This is a genomic window from Thalassospira sp. B30-1 (genome assembly GCF_015767575.1).
GTDB classification, from domain to species: domain Bacteria; phylum Pseudomonadota; class Alphaproteobacteria; order Rhodospirillales; family Thalassospiraceae; genus Thalassospira; species Thalassospira xiamenensis.
In genome coordinates, this window is record NZ_CP065232.1 from 2309332 (window position 1) to 2325742 (window position 16411).

Here is a 16411-nt window from a genome sequence, read left to right on the forward strand (position 1 = left end):
CTGCATGAAATCTTCATGCCCGCCGGGTTCGGAACGCGGGTTCAACAAACACCCCGCCAGCCCCGCGCCTCGGCCATTGCCCTGACGGCATCACGGCCCTTCGTCATCGACATTCGTGATCATGGCCCTCTTTCCTTTTGGAACAACACATGCGCCGTCCGTTCCGTTTGCACTGCAAACATCCTGTGACGGCGTCATGCCGGAATTGTCTGGGAAATTATTCAGAAGCCTGAAATCAGAAAATTCCGGCCTCTCTCGCCCGCGATTCAGGCGCAATTATCAAGTTGATAAAATATCTTTGCCACAACAAAAGGAACAAATCAAGAACAAAATTGAGGGGCAATGATAAAGGCAGGATACAAAGCCATTGTAGTGTGCAGGTCCGATGATCGATTTCTATCAGGAAAACAGGGCCATTGAAAAATGTAGCCCGCCGCATCCCAGGCGATGAAAATTTCCGGCCTTTCGGATCCAATCACCCTGCCCGATACTCTAGTCGGCAGCCCTATCCGATGATCACATTCGGCACCGGATCAGTAATCGATCTGATTTCCCAGCGCAGCCTGTTCTGCCCGCCTGTCTCAATGAACTCGGCGGCGTTATGGCTGCGAATTCCGGCCGTGGTGCGCAGTTCGATCTTGCCGGTCATCTGGTAGCCCAGTGCGGTCAGACGTTCTTCATACTGATCGGGAACAAAGCCGCCGCGTATTTCAACAGTGTTCGAATCTGCGCGGAAAAACATTTCAAGGATTCGCGAATTGCGCCGGACAAACACAAAGCTTTTATCGCGCATGATGTTGCTGCGCCGTTCATAGACGATATTAAATATCCCCTTGCCCTGATAGGTCAGCTGCTTGACGCCGGAATCGCGTTTCAGGTCGGCCAGAACCTTGGCAACCCGTTCCTCTTCCTCGTCGGCATCAATTTCTTCGTTCAGAAGGGCCTCGGTAATTGTCGGCTGAACCAGAAGCCCGCGATAGCTGAACCGGTAATCGCCATTCTGTTCGACATTAAGATCAATGGTGAAGGCTTCGGGAAGATAACAGCTAACCAGCATCAGGTGCGCTATAATCGCCACCAGAGCCCCACGGGCGATTAATTGGCCCCGATGGGCAGCAACCCTGCGCAACGACGCTACAAGCACGGAAAACGGGATTTTGGAAATCATGGTCATCGCAGCGTCATCCTGACTTTGGGGGGCTTGATCAAGCTTGCCTGTCAGGCGCAATGGCGTCAACCGTTGCATCACGTTCCGATTCTTCAAAAGGATTCGGGGGTGCACTGCGATAGGACGCTGATTCGCAAAAAGAAAATCGAATTGCCCAGAAACGCAAAAAGCCGGCACGAAACCGACTTTTGCAAGAATGGTGGGTGATGAGAGATTCGAACTCCCGACCCTCTCGGTGTAAACGAGATGCTCTAACCAGCTGAGCTAATCACCCGTATTTTGATGCCCCGTTTTGCGGAAGCGGGCGGAACATAACATGCTTTTTTGAAAAAGCAATGCCGGTGACGCTCGTCACCGGCATTTTTTTTCAGAACATCGTCAAACTTAGTTGACGGCGTCCTTAAGACCCTTGCCAGCCTTGAATTTAGGCTGTTTCGATGCCGGAATGTCGATTTCTTCACCGGTGCGCGGGTTGCGACCTTTTGAAGCAGCGCGAGCAGCGACAGCGAAGGTACCGAAACCGACGAGACGAACTTCGTCACCGCCTTTGAGAGATTCGGTAATGGAATCGAAAACAGCGTCAACGGCTTTAGCAGCGTCTGCTTTGGACAGATCGGCTTTAGCAGCTACACTTCCAACGAGATCGTTTTTATTCACTTCCTGGCCCCCTTATTGGACGTTCGGAGTTATGAGGAAATTTGGTTTGCCCCAAACCTGTTGCATCGGCAGTGTAAGCAGGTAGCCAACATCCCGTCAATGCGACAGTCGCAGTTTTCTGCGGTTTCGAACGTTTTTTTGATTTTTTTCGCCTTTACAGCAACACGGCTGTGGATCATTGCCGATTCTGGGCCAAAGTTATCCACAGAAAAGGGGGGATGACAGCGCCATCCCCCCTTGAATTCAGACCTTTTTGACGTCAATCAGTGCGTGGTAACACCACCGACTTCCGATTCTTCGCCGTCCTTGGTTTTGACAGCGACGTCATCCACTTCTTCTTCCCACTCGATGGGAACCAGCGGATTGACCAGCGCATGGCTGAGAACCTCGTCAACATGGGAAACCGGAATGATTTCCATGCCACGTTTGACGTTGTCCGGAATGTCTTCCAGGTCCTTTTCATTTTCCTGCGGGATCAGGACGGTTTTGACACCGCCGCGCAATGCCGCAAGAAGCTTTTCTTTCAAACCACCAATCGCAAGCACACGACCGCGAAGCGTGATTTCGCCCGTCATCGCGACATCCCGGCGAACCGGATTGCCCGTCAGAACCGAAACCACCGACGTCACCATGCCAACACCAGCCGACGGACCGTCTTTTGGTGTCGCCCCTTCCGGAACGTGAACGTGAATGTCACGTTTCTGGAACAGGGTCGGCTTGATCCCGAACTGGGTGGCGCGCGACCGGACAAACGAGGTTGCCGCCTGAATCGATTCTGTCATGACTTCACCGAGCTTGCCGGTGGTTTTCATGTTGCCCTTGCCCGGTACGGTGACCGATTCAATCTGCAACAGATCGCCGCCGAATTCGGTATAGGCCAGACCAGTAACAACACCGACCTGATCTTCGCCTTCGGTTTCGCCATAACGGAACTTGCGAATCCCGGCATATTTGCCAAGCGTGCGCGGCGTTACGCGAACGGTTTTCAGGTTCTCAAGCATGATGCGCTTGGTCGCCTTACGGGCAAGCTTTGCCAGCTCACGCTCAAGGCTACGCACACCGGCCTCTCGGGTGTAGTACCGGATCAGATCCCGCAATGCGTCGTCCGAAATGCTCCACTCGCCTTTTCTCAGACCGCTTTCCTTGACCTGTTTCGGGATCAGGTGGCGCTTGGCGATTTCAACCTTTTCATCTTCGGTGTAACCCGAAATCCGGATGATCTCCATACGGTCGAGCAACGGCTGCTGCATGCGCAGGCTGTTGGCGGTCGTAACGAACATCACATCCGAAAGATCGTAATCGACCTCAAGATAGTGGTCGTTAAAGGTCGAATTCTGTTCCGGATCAAGAACTTCAAGCAACGCCGAAGCCGGATCGCCGCGGAAATCCGAACCCATTTTTTCAATCTCGTCGAGAAGGAAAAGCGGGTTGGAATATTTCGCCTTTTTCATGCCCTGGATGATTTTGCCCGGCATGGAACCGATATAGGTCCGGCGATGACCCCGAATTTCAGACTCGTCACGCACCCCGCCAAGCGACATGCGCACGAAGGTACGACCGGTCGCATTGGCAATCGATTTCCCAAGCGAGGTTTTACCAACACCCGGAGGACCGACAAGGCAGAGAATCGGGCCTTTGACTTTTTTGACGCGCGCCTGAACGGCAAGATATTCAAGGATGTGTTCCTTGACCTTTTCAAGACCGTAATGCTCCTTGTCGAGCACCTTCTTGGCCTTTTTCAGGTCAAGCGAAACCCGCGAACGTTTGTTCCACGGAATAGACACCATCCAGTCAAGGTAGTTGCGCACCACGGTGGCCTCGGCGGACATCGGGCTCATATTGCGCAGTTTCTTAAGCTCGGCCTGGGCTTTTTCCTTGGCTTCCTTCGGCATCTTGGCCTTGTTCAGCTTCTCTTCGATTTCAGAAGCTTCATCCTTGCCATCTTCACCCTCGCCCAATTCCTTCTGAATGGCTTTAAGCTGCTCGTTCAGATAGTACTCGCGTTGGGTTTTTTCCATCTGGCGCTTGACGCGGTTGCGGATTTTTTTCTCGACCTGCAAGACGCCGATTTCCGATTCCATGAAACCGAAAATGCGTTCCAGACGATCCCCGACAAGGGTGGTTTCCAGAAGTTCCTGTTTCTCGGAAATCTTGAGCGACAGATGCGACGCCACCGTATCGGCAAGCTTCGCAGGCTCTTCGATCTGATTAACCGATACCAGAACTTCCGGCGGTATCTTCTTGTTCAGCTTGATATACTGTTCGAACTGGGTCACGACGGAACGCGCAAGCGCTTCAAGCTCGCTATCGTCCTCATCCGCTTCCTCACGAACAGCGGCATAAGCCTGGAAAAATTCAGGATTGTCGACGAAACCGGAAATCTCTGCGCGCTTGCCACCTTCAACAAGCACCTTGACCGTCCCGTCGGGCAGCTTCAGAAGCTGCAACACGGTTGCGACAGTACCGATTTCGTACAGATCCTTGACCGACGGATCATCAAGACCCGCGTCTTTCTGGGTAACAAGCAGAATCTGCTTGTCTTCGCGCATTACATCTTCAAGTGCGCGCACTGATTTTTCACGCCCGACAAACAGCGGAACAATCATGTGCGGGAACACTACGATGTCGCGCAACGGCAGTACCGGGTAAATTTCGCCACGCGCCAATTCAACCATTATGTTCTATTCCCTATTCTGAGCCAAAACGTTGCTGGGGTCCTGCCATAGGCCCCGCCAGTAACGCGAACATTCAAAAGATAATCTGAAATTCCCGCACCGCAATAGGATGCCGGTGCGGGATCAGAAATCAGGCACTGTGTTCGACACCTTCACGTCGTTCTGCATGGATCAGCAAAGGTTTTGCCTTTCCTTCGACGACATCACGGTTGATCACGATTTCCTCGACGCTTTCAAGGGTCGGCAGATCAAACATGGTATCAAGCAGGATACCTTCCATGATTGACCGCAGGCCACGCGCACCGGTTTTACGCTCGATCGCCTTTTTGGCGATTCCCACCAGCGCATCAGGCTGGAAGGTCAGTTTCACGTCTTCCATATCGAACAGACGCTGATACTGCTTGATAAGTGCGTTTTTCGGCTCGGTCAGAATCTTGACCAGCGCATCCTCGTCGAGGTCTTCAAGCGTTGCCAGAACCGGCAGACGACCGATGAATTCCGGAATAAGGCCGAATTTCAACAGATCCTCGGGTTCGACTTCGCGCAGGACTTCGCCTGTACGACGGTCTTCGGGGCTGCGGACATCCGCACCAAACCCGATAGCACTGCCCTTGCCACGCTGCGAAATCACCTTATCCAGACCAGCGAAGGCACCGCCCACGATGAACAGGATATTGGTGGTGTCGACCTGCAGGAATTCCTGCTGCGGGTGTTTACGGCCGCCCTGCGGCGGAACCGATGCAACCGTACCTTCCATGATCTTCAGAAGGGCCTGCTGAACACCCTCGCCCGACACGTCACGCGTGATCGACGGGTTGTCGGACTTGCGCGAAATCTTGTCGACCTCGTCGATATAGACGATGCCACGCTGTGCACGCTCGACATTGTAGTCAGCCGCCTGAAGCAGCTTGAGGATGATATTCTCGACGTCCTCACCGACATAACCTGCTTCGGTAAGGGTCGTGGCATCTGCCATAGTAAACGGCACATCAAGGATGCGCGCAAGCGTCTGCGCCAGAAGCGTCTTACCACAACCGGTCGGACCGACCAGCATGATGTTCGACTTGGCAAGTTCGATGTCTTCGTTCTTGCTGGCATGATGCAGGCGTTTGTAGTGGTTGTGAACCGCGACAGAGAGAACTTTCTTCGCATGGCCCTGACCGATCACATAATCGTCAAGAACCTTGCAAATCTCTTGCGGAGAAGGCACCCCGTCAGCCGATTTGACGAGATGGGTTTTGTGCTCTTCGCGGATGATGTCCATGCAAAGCTCTACGCATTCATCACAGATGAATACGGTTGGACCGGCGATGAGCTTGCGAACCTCGTGCTGGCTCTTTCCACAGAAAGAACAATACAGAGTGTTCTTGGAGTCCCCGCTATTCGATTTGCTCATACAAACCCCAATTACGTTTGACGTTATCTTTTATCGCCATGTTAGCCGGTAAACGATACCGATCTCAACGTTTAATCTACGCTTATCGGCCATATGGCCACATGTTTGATATGGGAGCGCACCCAAGGATGCGAAACCCCTGTTCATTATCACCTGAACGTTATGGAATTTCGCATGTTCCAAACAATGTCACAGAACCTACTTATACGTCCTGTCTATGACCAGAGGATGAATGTGCGCAAGCCATAAAAAAAACGCCCCGGCAAAACACCGGGGCGTTTTCATCGGATCGTTATGCAACGATCAATCTTTTTTCGCATCAGACTCCGGCTTCGGACGCGACGTTACCACCTCGTCAATCAGGCCGAATTCCTTGGCCTGATCCGGGGTAAGGAAGTTATCACGCTCCATCGCGTCTTCAATCGTCTTGAGATCACGGCCGGTATGTTCGACATAAATCTCGTTAAGACGCTGACGCAATGCCAGAATTTCGCGGGCATGGATTTCGATATCCGATGCCTGCCCCTGGAACCCGCCGGACGGCTGGTGAATCATGACGCGCGCATTCGGCAGGCAGTAACGCTTGCCCTTTGCACCGGCCATCAGCAACAGCGACCCCATGGAAGCCGCCTGCCCCATGCACACCGTGGAAACATCGCAACGGATGTATTGCATGGTGTCATAGATCGCCAGACCCGACGTCACAACCCCGCCCGGGGAGTTGATATAAAGCGAGATATCCTTGTCCGGGTTTTCCGATTCGAGATGCAGCAACTGCGCGCAGATCAGTGACGACATGCCGTCATGGACCTGGCCGTTGATGAAGACGATCCGCTCCTTGAGAAGACGGGAAAAGATGTCATAGGCCCGTTCACCACGGCTGGTCTGTTCAACCACCATCGGTACGAGCGAGTTCATCTGTGCTTCAATCATCGACTGCAATCTCCTTGCTGCATCCTAAACCGGTATGTCGGACGGATTACTTCTCTTCCGATTTATCGGCTTTTTTCTTGGCAGCCGGCTTCTTGTCAGCAGATTTCTTGGCCGGAGCCTCTTTGTCTGCATCTTTTTTAGCCGATGCCTTCTTGGCAGCCGATTTCTTCTTCGGAGCTTCGTCTTCCTCTTCCGGTTTCAGAAGGTCTTCGACCGAAACGGTCTTGTCTTCTACCTTGGCGAGTTCGACGATGTAATCCACGACCTTGTCTTCATATACAGGGCCCTGAAGCGCCTGCAAGGCCTGCGGGTTATTTTTGTAGAATTCAATAACCTGCTGTTCCTGACCCGGATATTTCTGGGCCTCGGCAACAAGGACCTTGTTCACGTCTTCCTGGGTAACCTGGATTTCGTTTTTACGGCCGACTTCTGCCAGAAGCAGACCAAGAAGAACACGGCGTTCTGCAATTTCGCGGAACTCGTCGGTCAGTTCTTCTTCGGACTTGCCTTTGGTCTCGTCATCTTCCTGACCCGCATCACGTGCCTGTTTGATCTGGGCAATGATGCCTTCCAGCTCGTTCTCGACCAAGCTGGTCGGCAGTTCGAAGCTGTGGTTTTCGGCCAATGCATCAAGCAGCTGGCGTTTCAGTTTCTGACGGGCAACCGATTCGTACTCGCGACCGAAATCCTTGCGGATCGCGTCTTTGAGGGCGTCAAAGCTTTCCTGGCCGAGTTTCTTGGCGAGTTCATCGTCAAGAGCAGCCGGTTTCTTTTCTTTGATTTCCTTGACGGTTACGTCGAACTCGGCATCTTTGCCTGCAAGTTCAGCCGCACCGTAGGCTTCCGGGAATTTCACTTTGACGACAACTTCGTCACCGGCATTAACGCCGGTAAGCTGGTCTTCGAAACCTTCGATGAACGAACCCGAACCAAGTTCAAGTTCGTAATCTTCGGCTTTACCGCCTTCGAAAGCTTCGCCGCCGATTTTGCCAAGGAAATCGATGACGACAACGTCACCGGCTTTCGACTTGCGCTTGCGTGCGAGCGGCTCGGTGGTGCCTTGCGCTGCTGCAATACGGTCAAGCGTTTCGTTGACTTTCACATCGTCAAGTTCAACGACTTCGCGGGTCAGTTTCAGCTTTTTGAAGTCCATCGGTTCGATGGCCGGAATGACTTCGACAGCAATGGCGAACTCAAGGTCCTTGCCTTCGTCAAACGAGGTCACTTCGATTTTCGGCTGAACGGCCGGGCGCAGGTCATTATCGTTAAGAACCTTGCCGGTGTTTTCATTTACAGCGGCTTCGAGAACTTCGCCCATGACAGCCTGGCCATAGCGCTGGCGCAGCAGTTTCGCCGGAATCTTGCCCGGACGGAAGCCCGGCAGGCGAACCTGGTCTTTGATCTCGTCGAGTTTGGCGACGACTTTTTCTTCGATCTGAGCGGCGGGCACAACGACTTTGAACTCGCGCGCCAGGCCTTCGTTTTTGGTTTCAGTAACCTGCATAGATAACTCTTTTGCTTGGTTCGAATAATGTCCGTTACGCGACGCAGTCCGGACCTCAGAAAGTCAATATGACTAAACGAATATGCATCCTGGTCTTAATTTATGGTCAGCTTATGGTACGGGCGAAGGGACTCGAACCCCCACGGATTGCTCCACTGGAACCTAAATCCAGCGCGTCTACCAGTTCCGCCACGCCCGCACACAAGCATACCAAACACACCGGAAGTACCGGTGTGGGTGCGCCTTAATACAAACTTCGATCATGTCATGCAAGCATCGCCTTTTAGACAGATGCATTCAGGTGGAAAATTAATTTGAAACGGGCCGGTTTTCTGCGTTCTACAAGATTGTTGGAAGGTTCAAAAAACTGCCCGAAAAAGCATCTTCGCCCATCAAACATCGGCTTCAGGGGGCCGAACGCAGCCGATTTGCGATAGAACTAGCGCCTCATCCAGACATCACTTGGGCACGCCACGCCAAAGCTGCCCCAGCAGAACCGGCAGATGATGCGGAATATCCTCGGCAATCAGACCGGGACCAATATCCCCCCCGGCACGCGCATGAAGCCACGCCCCCATGCAGGCAGCATCAAACATTTCCATCCCCTGTGCCATTAACCCGCCGATAATTCCGGCCAGTACATCCCCAGATCCGGCTGTTGCCAGCCACGGCGCATCGATCGTGTTGATTGCCGCCCGGCCATCTGGGGCGGCAACAACCGTATCCGCCCCCTTGATCAGGACGGTCGCACCGCTTCGCTTGGCTGCGGCCCGCGCCCGGCTTAGCTTGTCGCCTTCGATATCAGGAAACAGACGGGCAAATTCGCCTTCATGCGGCGTTAACACCGTTGGCCCCTGAATGGCAAAAAACAGCGTGCTGGGCTGTTCGGCGAAACTGGTCAGCGCATCGGCATCCAGAACCGTGCACCGACAATAATGCAGCAACGTAATGATCCGGCTGCATGTTTCATCCCCAACGCCGAATCCCGGCCCGATCACCAACGCGTTGTGACGACAATCCTTTAACAGGTCATCAAGGGTCGCAATCGGTGCCGTCATGATGCCGGGGCTATCCGCGGCATAAACCGAAAGGCTTGCGGGTTCTGCCACAACTGTAAGCAACCCTGCCCCGGCACGGCGCGCAGCCCTTGCCACCAGCCGGCCTGCCCCTGTCATGGTCGCCCCGCCAATCACCAGCAAATGCCCCCGATGATATTTATGCCCATCCACACCTGGCCAGTTGATGCCCGCCCGCCACACACCGGGCTCATTACATACAAGCATCGGACGGATATCGCGGATCGTCTGATCGGCGATACCGATGTCACGCACAATCACCTGACCGCACAGAATGCGACCGGGCAAAAGATAGTGCCCCGGTTTCGGACGGCAGAATGTCACGGTGACGTTCGCCTTGACGGAAATACCGCGAACTTCGCCGGAATTGCCATCAACCCCGCTTGGCACATCAACCGCAACAACCGGCACGCCGGAATCGTTTACAGCCTGCACCAGACTGGCAAGATCACCCTCAATTGGCCGCGCAAGCCCCGCGCCAAACAGACAATCAACCACCAGATCGGCCCCGACCAGCAATGCAGGCGAAAGCCGCTCGACCGCCCCTTCCCAGCGTCCCGCATTCAGGGCGGCATCCCCGGTCAGCTTTTCAACATCGCCAAGCAGCCCCAACCGTACCGACCACCCGGCATTGCGTAAAAGGCGGGCAATAACAAAGCCATCGCCGCCATTGTTCCCCGGCCCGCATAACACCGTTGCGGCACGCGTCGTCCACCGCGACACGATTTCGGCAACAACAGACGCACCGGCATTTTCCATCAAAACGTCGCCAGATGTGCCAGCTTCAATGGTTCTGCGGTCGGCTTCGTACATCTGTTCAGTAGTGAGGACTTCGAACATTTTCACCTGTCACATTCGGTACATTGGCGTGCTTGCCGGATCATCCGGAAAACGAACAGACACCGGTAGCTATTTGTTTTCCCGATCAGTATATTGCAAACGCAATCGCGAGTCAGAGACTAACGCGTACTTAACGATCCGTAACGAGGCTTTTCCGGTATGCATGTTGTCGTGATGGGCGCTGGCGTCATTGGGACGACGGCGGCCTGGTATCTTTTGGAAAACGGCCATCAGGTTACGGTCATTGACCGACAGCACGCCGCAGGTCAGGAAACCAGCTTTGCCAATGGTGGCCAGATTTCCGCCTGCCATGCCACACCGTGGGCAAATGAACATACCCCCGCACAGATACTGAAATGGCTTGGCCGCGAAGAAGCGCCGCTGTTGTTCCGGATGCGCTGGGATCCGCAACTGTTTTCATGGGGCCTCCGTTTCCTGCGTAACTGCACCGATAAACGGGCACGCGTGAACCTTGAAAAGGCACTGCGCGTTGCGACATACAGCCGCGCCTGCCTAAAAGACCTGCGCAGCAGCCTTGGCCTTGAATATGACCATCTCGAACAGGGTATTCTTCACGTCTGTCGAAACGAAGACGAACTGGCAACGGTCGAAAAGGCAACCCGCCAGATGCAGGAATTTGGCCTGAACCGTCGCATGGTCAGTGCCACCGAATGCCTTGAAATCGAACCAGCCTTGCGCGACAGCAATGCCAAAATCATCGGTGGCAGCTTTACCCCCGATGATGAAAGCGGGGATGCGCGAAAATTTACCGAACTTCTGGCAGACCGCTGCCGTGCACGCGGTGCCATCTTCAGGCTCGACACCACCATCACCGGACTTAAACAGGATCAGGGCCGCATTGCCGCCGTCAGCACCGATCAGGGCGATATTTCCGGTGATCGTTACCTGATGTGTCTGGGCAGTTACAGCCCGCTTCTGTTAAAGCCGCTTGGCATCCATTTGCCGGTTTACCCGTGCAAGGGATATTCGATCAGCATCGATACCACTGGCCATAACGGCGCCCCCCGGGTGGCCCTGATTGATGACAGCGTGAAGATGGTCTATTCGCGGCTTGGAAACCGGCTCCGCGTCGCGGGAACGGCGGAACTGGACGGCTATAATCTTAGAATGTCGGAACGACGCCAAAAAATAATTGCCGACAAGGCATTCGAATTGTTTCCAAATTCCGGTGATCGTTCAACAATCGAGTTCTGGTCGGGACTTCGTCCTGTAACACCTGATTCTGCCCCTGTTATTAGTGATACCAAATATGATAATCTGTATCTTAATACGGGGCACGGGACTTTGGGGTGGACGATGAGTTGTGGTTCTGGAAAGGCTGTTGCCGATCTCATTGACGGACGCAAACCCGATATCTCGCTTCTTGGACTGGGTATCGACCGTTTTTAAACGATTGATTGCTGGATAACGATGGGACCAGGGGCCGACATGACCACAGACTCCCCGATTGACGCGGAAACCGCGCCATTGGCAGATCAAGTCGTTCTGAACGCACTGCCCTATGCCGCCGTCATCTGCGAGCGTAGCGGCAAGGTTTTGCAGTGCAATGACGCCATGGCGAACCTGATCGGTGTTGCCCGCGACCGCATGATCGGGCGCAAGGCGGGCTTTCTGTCTGCCGGACTTCTCAATGACATTGATGATGTCTTTGCATCCGGTCGGACATGGCGCGGCGATATCGTGCTGGTCAATGCCAGCGATGAAAGCCACATGTGCGATCTATCCATCGCCCCGCTGGAATATTTCCGCGAAAACGAAACACGCACAGCTGTCCTGATGACGCTGCTTGAAAATGACAGGCAGCAACAGGCCGAGCGCACCTTGATGGAACAGAATCGCGAACGCTCGGACGCCAATGCTTCAAAATCCGACTTCATTGCCAATATGGGGCATGAACTGCGCACCCCGCTTAATGCGATTATCGGCAATTCCGAATTGATCGCCGAAGGCGTGCTGGGCGATATTTCCGACAGCTATCGTGACTGCGCACGCGACGTCTACGAGGCCGGAACGCATCTGCTTGAACTCGTGAACAATGTTCTTGATGTCTCGAAGCTTTCGAATGGCTCGATGGCTTTGCAACTGGCAGAAGACGATATTGTTTCTGTAACGCAGGAAGCAACAAAACTAGTCAGCGACGACATCAAGAAACGGCATCACAAACTGATCCTGAATTTGCCGCAAAAACCATTGATGATGCCATGTGATCGCCTGAAACTTAAGCAAATCCTGATAAACATACTCAGCAACGCCGCCAAGTTCACCCCCGACAAGGGAGAGATTTCCGTAACATTGACGGTCTTGGACGACGAAATCTGTTTTGCCATTCAGGATAATGGTGTCGGCATGAGTCCGAACGACATTCCACGTGCGCTTGCCCGGTTCTCCCAATTGCACCCATCAGGGGTCAAGGAAAGTGCCGGAACGGGACTTGGTTTGCCGCTGGCCAAGCTTTTGGTTGAATTGCACGGTGGACGACTAAGCATCGAAAGCGACCTTGGCAAGGGCACAACAGTACGAATCACCCTGCCCCGCGTTTAGGTTTTATGTCGTAAAAACATGAAGGCCCGGCAGAATATTGCCAGGCCTTGTGCTTTATTGGGCGGCCGACTTGTTCATCTGATCGTGACGCATCTGGATTTCTTTGGGCCAGCGGCTTTTGATATAGGACAGGGATGCTATGATTTCCTCATCCGTCAGAACTTTTTCAAAGCCGGGCATCGCAGACTGATAACCATCACCGATCATTTTCGCCGGACCATATTTGGTCAATGCAAACAGCAAATCATCCGGGTGATGCCAGGTATGGCCGGTTTCATCATGGGGAGGTGCAGGCAGCAAACCATCGTCGCGTCGTTCGCGCCAGTTTGCTTCCCCTTTAAAATCACGACCGTGGCAGGACGCACAATTGGCGTCATAGATTTTCTTGCCCATTGCAACCAGTTGCAAATTATCGGGTTGCAAGCGAACCTGCGCCGCATCTTTTTTAGGGTAGGCACCTGAAAAGACAACAGCAATCACCACGATTGCGGACACGGCCACAGCTCCGCCGAGGGCAAAAATCGTTTTCTTCTTCAACGAATGTCTTCCTTCCTTCTTCAGATTTAAGCAGGCTATCCCGCGAGATCGTTGATGATAGGACAATGAGGACGATGATCGCCTTGGCATTCGTCAACCAGATGCGACAAGGTCTTTTGCAGACTTTGCAGTTCTGCGATCTTGCGTTCGATTTCGATCAGATGTGTTTTGGCAATCTGCTTCACATCTGCCGAAGCACGGTTGCGGTCCTCGTAGAGCGACAGTAACACCCGGCAATTCCTCTACCGAAAAGCCAAGCCCCCGGGAACGCTGCAAAAAGCGCAATTTGTGCAAGTCATCGTCGCTGTAGTCCCGGTAGCCGTTTTCAAGCCGACCGGGCTTTACCAGTCCGATATCCTCGTAATAACGGATGGTTTTCGCCGGAAGACCGCTATCGCGGGATGCATCGGAAATATTCATGGTTTTTCTCCGCGGACTTTCCAACCTCGCAGCAACAGCGAGTTGCTGACGACCGAAACCGAACTCAACGCCATCGCAGCCCCCGCAATCGCGGGGCTCAGGATACCGAACGCCGCCAACGGCACGCCGATCACGTTATAACCAAACGCCCAGAACAGGTTTTGTGCGATCTTGCGCCGTGTTGCGATCGACACATCAATTGCCCCCTCGACAAGTGCCGGGTCGGACCGCATCAGGGTAATGCCCGCCGTCTCCATGGCCACATCGGTACCGCCCCCCATCGCAATACCGACATCCGCCGCAGCCAAGGCTGGCGCATCATTGATACCATCGCCGACCATGGCAACATGACGGCCAGCCTTGCGCAGTTTTTCGACCTCGCGCGCCTTGTCCTGCGGCCGGATACGACCGCGGCCTTCTTCAAGGCCAAGCTGCTCTGCAACATAGGAAGCAACATCTTCACCGTCTCCAGACAACATGATGCTGTTGATCCCACGCGCTTTCAGATCGGCTATCGCCTGCTTTGCCGACGCACGAATCCGATCTTCCAGCGTGATGAACCCGGCGAACCTGCCGTCAATCGCAACCAGAATGACGGTCTGGCCGCGCCCTTCGTAATCGGCAATCTGGCTGCCAAGATCACCATCTGGCAATCCAATACCAAGATCGGCAAGCATTGCCTCATTGCCTATAACGACATTGTGGTCTTCAACCTTTGCCTGAACACCGGCACCGGTTTTGCTGCTAAAATCAGTGATGTCAGGAATTTTAATTTCCTGTTTGCGTGCGGCATTGACGATTGCACGCGCCAGCGGATGTTCGCTTGCGGCCTGCACGGCGGCAGCCATACGCAGCAGTTCGGCTTCATCTGTGCCCTCTGCGGGTTTGATGTCTCGAACTGTTGGCTTGCCTTCGGTCAGGGTACCGGTTTTATCAAAAATGACGGTATCAACATTGTGTGCCTGTTCCAGCGCATCGAAGTTCCGGATCAGGATACCGCTTTTCGCCGCGGCCCCCGTGCCCGCCACCAGTGCGGTTGGTGTCGCAAGCCCCAATGCACAGGGGCAGGCAATAACAAGAACCGAAACAGCGGCCACAATCGATACTTCCATCGTGGCACCGAATAAAAGCCATCCGCCAAAGGTAACCAAGGCAATCAAGACGACTACGGGCACAAAAATCCCGGAAACTTTATCGACCAGTTTCTGAACCGGTGCCTTTCCGGTCTGGGCATGTTCAACCAGCCGAATGATCCGCGACAGCGTTGTATCTTCGCCGATTGCTGTGACTTCGACATCAAGCCGCCCGGTACCATTGACAGCACCACCAACGACCATATCCCCTGCCACACGCGCGATCGGGCGTGTTTCTCCGGTGATCAGGCTTTCATCAAGCTCACTTTCACCTGCTGAAACCTTGCCATCAACGGGAACACGTTCACCTGGCAAAACCCTGACGGTGTCACCGATAACAAGCTGGGCGATATCGATTTCAATTTCGCCTTTGGTTTCGTCAAGTTTACGCGCACGGCGCGGACGTAGCGCCATCAGTTCACGAATAGCCGCCGACGCACCGCGTTTGGCGCGTTCTTCCATGATTTTACCGGCAAGGATCAGGGTGATGATCGCGGCGGATGCCTCGAAATAAAGATGCGTCTGCCCGTCATGACCAGCCACAATCATGTTATAAAGGCTCAGGAAATAGGCGGCCGACGTGCCAAGTGCGACCAGCACGTCCATATTGGCACTGGCGTTACGCAACGCCATCCAGGCGCCGCGATAAAACCGCCAACCGATCAGGAACTGCACCGGGGTCGCCAGCGCCAGTTCTACCCACGGGCTCAAATAAAAATCGACCCCCAGATACATCCAGATCATCTGGGCCACCAGCGGCGCGGTCAGGACAATCGAAGCCGCCAGCCACCAAAGCGACTTGTCGGAATTCTTTTGGTCTGCGGGATCCTGCCCGTTTTCCTGACCCGATTTGCCTCGTGAAACAGCGTGATAACCGGCCTTTTCAACAGCCGCGATGACATCGGCGTCACCAACCTGTCCCGGTAAGGTATGAATATCGGCCCGCTCCAGTGCGAAATTGACACTGGCTTCCGTAACGCCGGGCAGTTTGCTCAATGCCTTTTCGACGCGAAGCGCGCAATTGGCGCAGGTCATGCCATCAATATCAAAAGACCGGCTTTCATCGGCAACAGAATAGCCCGCAGAACGGATGGTATCGGCCAGTTTGCTAACTGATGTCTGATCACGATCAAAGGTGACATGGGCAGAATTCAGCGCAAGGTTCACCTCGGACGATACACCGGGCAGCTTGCCCAATGCCTTTTCAATCCGACCGGCACAGGATGAACAAGTCATCCCGCCGATTTGCAGGGTCACTTCGCCACGCGCCCCTTCGTCCGTCGGTTTTTTCAAACCGGGGGCACCATTGCCACGAATTTCAGGGATGTCGGGTTCTGATCGCCTGTCCATTTAGGTCACCATTCCATGATCAATAACTTGATATGGGTGACCATAGAGGTTCCAGCAACTGGAAGGTCAAGCATAAAACGGGCGGATTGATTTTGCGTTATCAATTCACCCGCAAATATCTGATAAAAATAAAAAAACCCCGGACAATACCGGGGTTTTC

11 protein-coding genes, 2 tRNA genes and 1 pseudogene are annotated in these 16411 nt (G+C 53.9%); 2 read left to right on the forward strand and 12 right to left on the reverse strand.

What is annotated here, in order from left to right; translation table 11 throughout:
- Nucleotides 1-505: 505 nt before the first annotated feature.
- The 9 genes from IT971_RS11240 to IT971_RS11280 form a co-directional block, all read right to left on the reverse strand.
- Entirely contained in the window at nucleotides 506-1246 is a 741-nt protein-coding gene (locus IT971_RS11240; protein ID WP_223305111.1) for a hypothetical protein, read from the reverse strand.
- 119 nt (nucleotides 1247-1365) lie between these two features.
- Nucleotides 1366-1442: transfer RNA gene (locus IT971_RS11245), tRNA-Val, on the reverse strand.
- Nucleotides 1443-1552: 110 nt separating this feature from the next.
- Nucleotides 1553-1825 (reverse strand): HU family DNA-binding protein, encoded by a 273-nt coding sequence (locus IT971_RS11250; RefSeq protein WP_007089403.1) that lies wholly within the window; start codon nucleotides 1823-1825, stop codon nucleotides 1553-1555.
- A gap of 263 nt (nucleotides 1826-2088) precedes the next feature.
- A complete protein-coding gene (lon, locus tag IT971_RS11255; RefSeq protein WP_007089402.1) occupies nucleotides 2089-4500 on the reverse strand; it encodes an endopeptidase La in 2412 nt (803 codons plus the stop codon).
- A gap of 130 nt (nucleotides 4501-4630) precedes the next feature.
- Nucleotides 4631-5896: an ATP-dependent Clp protease ATP-binding subunit ClpX gene (gene clpX, locus IT971_RS11260; protein ID WP_007089401.1), complete on the reverse strand. Its 1266-nt coding sequence runs from the start codon at nucleotides 5894-5896 to the stop codon at nucleotides 4631-4633.
- Nucleotides 5897-6199: 303 nt separating this feature from the next.
- Nucleotides 6200-6829, reverse strand: coding sequence for an ATP-dependent Clp endopeptidase proteolytic subunit ClpP (gene clpP / locus IT971_RS11265; protein ID WP_007089400.1), 630 nt, complete (start codon nucleotides 6827-6829; stop codon nucleotides 6200-6202).
- 46 nt (nucleotides 6830-6875) lie between these two features.
- Complete coding sequence (gene tig / locus IT971_RS11270) at nucleotides 6876-8333, reverse strand: trigger factor (RefSeq protein ID WP_007089399.1); 1458 nt, start codon at nucleotides 8331-8333, stop codon at nucleotides 6876-6878.
- A gap of 114 nt (nucleotides 8334-8447) precedes the next feature.
- Nucleotides 8448-8532 (reverse strand) — tRNA-Leu (locus IT971_RS11275).
- 259 nt (nucleotides 8533-8791) lie between these two features.
- A complete protein-coding gene (locus tag IT971_RS11280) occupies nucleotides 8792-10249 on the reverse strand; it encodes a bifunctional ADP-dependent NAD(P)H-hydrate dehydratase/NAD(P)H-hydrate epimerase (protein ID WP_063091909.1) in 1458 nt (485 codons plus the stop codon).
- A 159-nt stretch (nucleotides 10250-10408) separates the two neighbouring features.
- On the opposite strand from IT971_RS11280, the gene IT971_RS11285 reads away from it, so the two are divergent.
- Together IT971_RS11285 and IT971_RS11290 are read left to right on the forward strand one after the other, a co-directional pair.
- On the forward strand, nucleotides 10409-11659 hold the full coding sequence (locus IT971_RS11285; RefSeq protein WP_063091908.1) for a D-amino acid dehydrogenase: 1251 nt from the start codon (nucleotides 10409-10411) through the stop codon (nucleotides 11657-11659).
- A gap of 39 nt (nucleotides 11660-11698) precedes the next feature.
- A complete protein-coding gene (locus IT971_RS11290; protein WP_063091907.1) occupies nucleotides 11699-12811 on the forward strand; it encodes a PAS domain-containing sensor histidine kinase in 1113 nt (370 codons plus the stop codon).
- Nucleotides 12812-12865: 54 nt separating this feature from the next.
- Here IT971_RS11290 and IT971_RS11295 read toward each other — a convergent pair whose 3' ends face one another.
- From IT971_RS11295 to IT971_RS11305, 3 genes and pseudogenes are all read right to left on the reverse strand, one after another.
- Nucleotides 12866-13348, reverse strand: coding sequence for a cytochrome c (locus IT971_RS11295; RefSeq protein ID WP_063091906.1), 483 nt, complete (start codon nucleotides 13346-13348; stop codon nucleotides 12866-12868).
- A 35-nt stretch (nucleotides 13349-13383) separates the two neighbouring features.
- A pseudogene (gene cueR, locus IT971_RS11300) lies at nucleotides 13384-13768 on the reverse strand (Cu(I)-responsive transcriptional regulator).
- On the reverse strand, nucleotides 13765-16251 hold the full coding sequence (locus IT971_RS11305) for a heavy metal translocating P-type ATPase (RefSeq protein ID WP_074624812.1): 2487 nt from the start codon (nucleotides 16249-16251) through the stop codon (nucleotides 13765-13767). Before IT971_RS11305 ends, cueR begins: the two are co-directional and overlap by 4 nt.
- Nucleotides 16252-16411: the final 160 nt, after the last annotated feature.

What these genes read in the sequence shown, in the direction of transcription:
- IT971_RS11240 (WP_223305111.1), bottom strand. Translation starts at nt 1,246, where the DNA reads ATGCAACGGTTGACGCCATTGCGCCTGACAGGCAAGCTTGATCAAGCC.
- lon (WP_007089402.1), bottom strand. Translation starts at nt 4,500, where the DNA reads ATGGTTGAATTGGCGCGTGGCGAAATTTACCCGGTACTGCCGTTGCGC.
- clpX (WP_007089401.1), bottom strand. Translation starts at nt 5,896, where the DNA reads ATGAGCAAATCGAATAGCGGGGACTCCAAGAACACTCTGTATTGTTCT.
- clpP (WP_007089400.1), bottom strand. Translation starts at nt 6,829, where the DNA reads ATGATTGAAGCACAGATGAACTCGCTCGTACCGATGGTGGTTGAACAG.
- tig (WP_007089399.1), bottom strand. Translation starts at nt 8,333, where the DNA reads ATGCAGGTTACTGAAACCAAAAACGAAGGCCTGGCGCGCGAGTTCAAA.
- IT971_RS11280 (WP_063091909.1), bottom strand. Translation starts at nt 10,249, where the DNA reads ATGTTCGAAGTCCTCACTACTGAACAGATGTACGAAGCCGACCGCAGA.
- IT971_RS11285 (WP_063091908.1), top strand. Translation starts at nt 10,409, where the DNA reads ATGCATGTTGTCGTGATGGGCGCTGGCGTCATTGGGACGACGGCGGCC.
- IT971_RS11290 (WP_063091907.1), top strand. Translation starts at nt 11,699, where the DNA reads ATGACCACAGACTCCCCGATTGACGCGGAAACCGCGCCATTGGCAGAT.
- IT971_RS11305 (WP_074624812.1), bottom strand. Translation starts at nt 16,251, where the DNA reads ATGGACAGGCGATCAGAACCCGACATCCCTGAAATTCGTGGCAATGGT.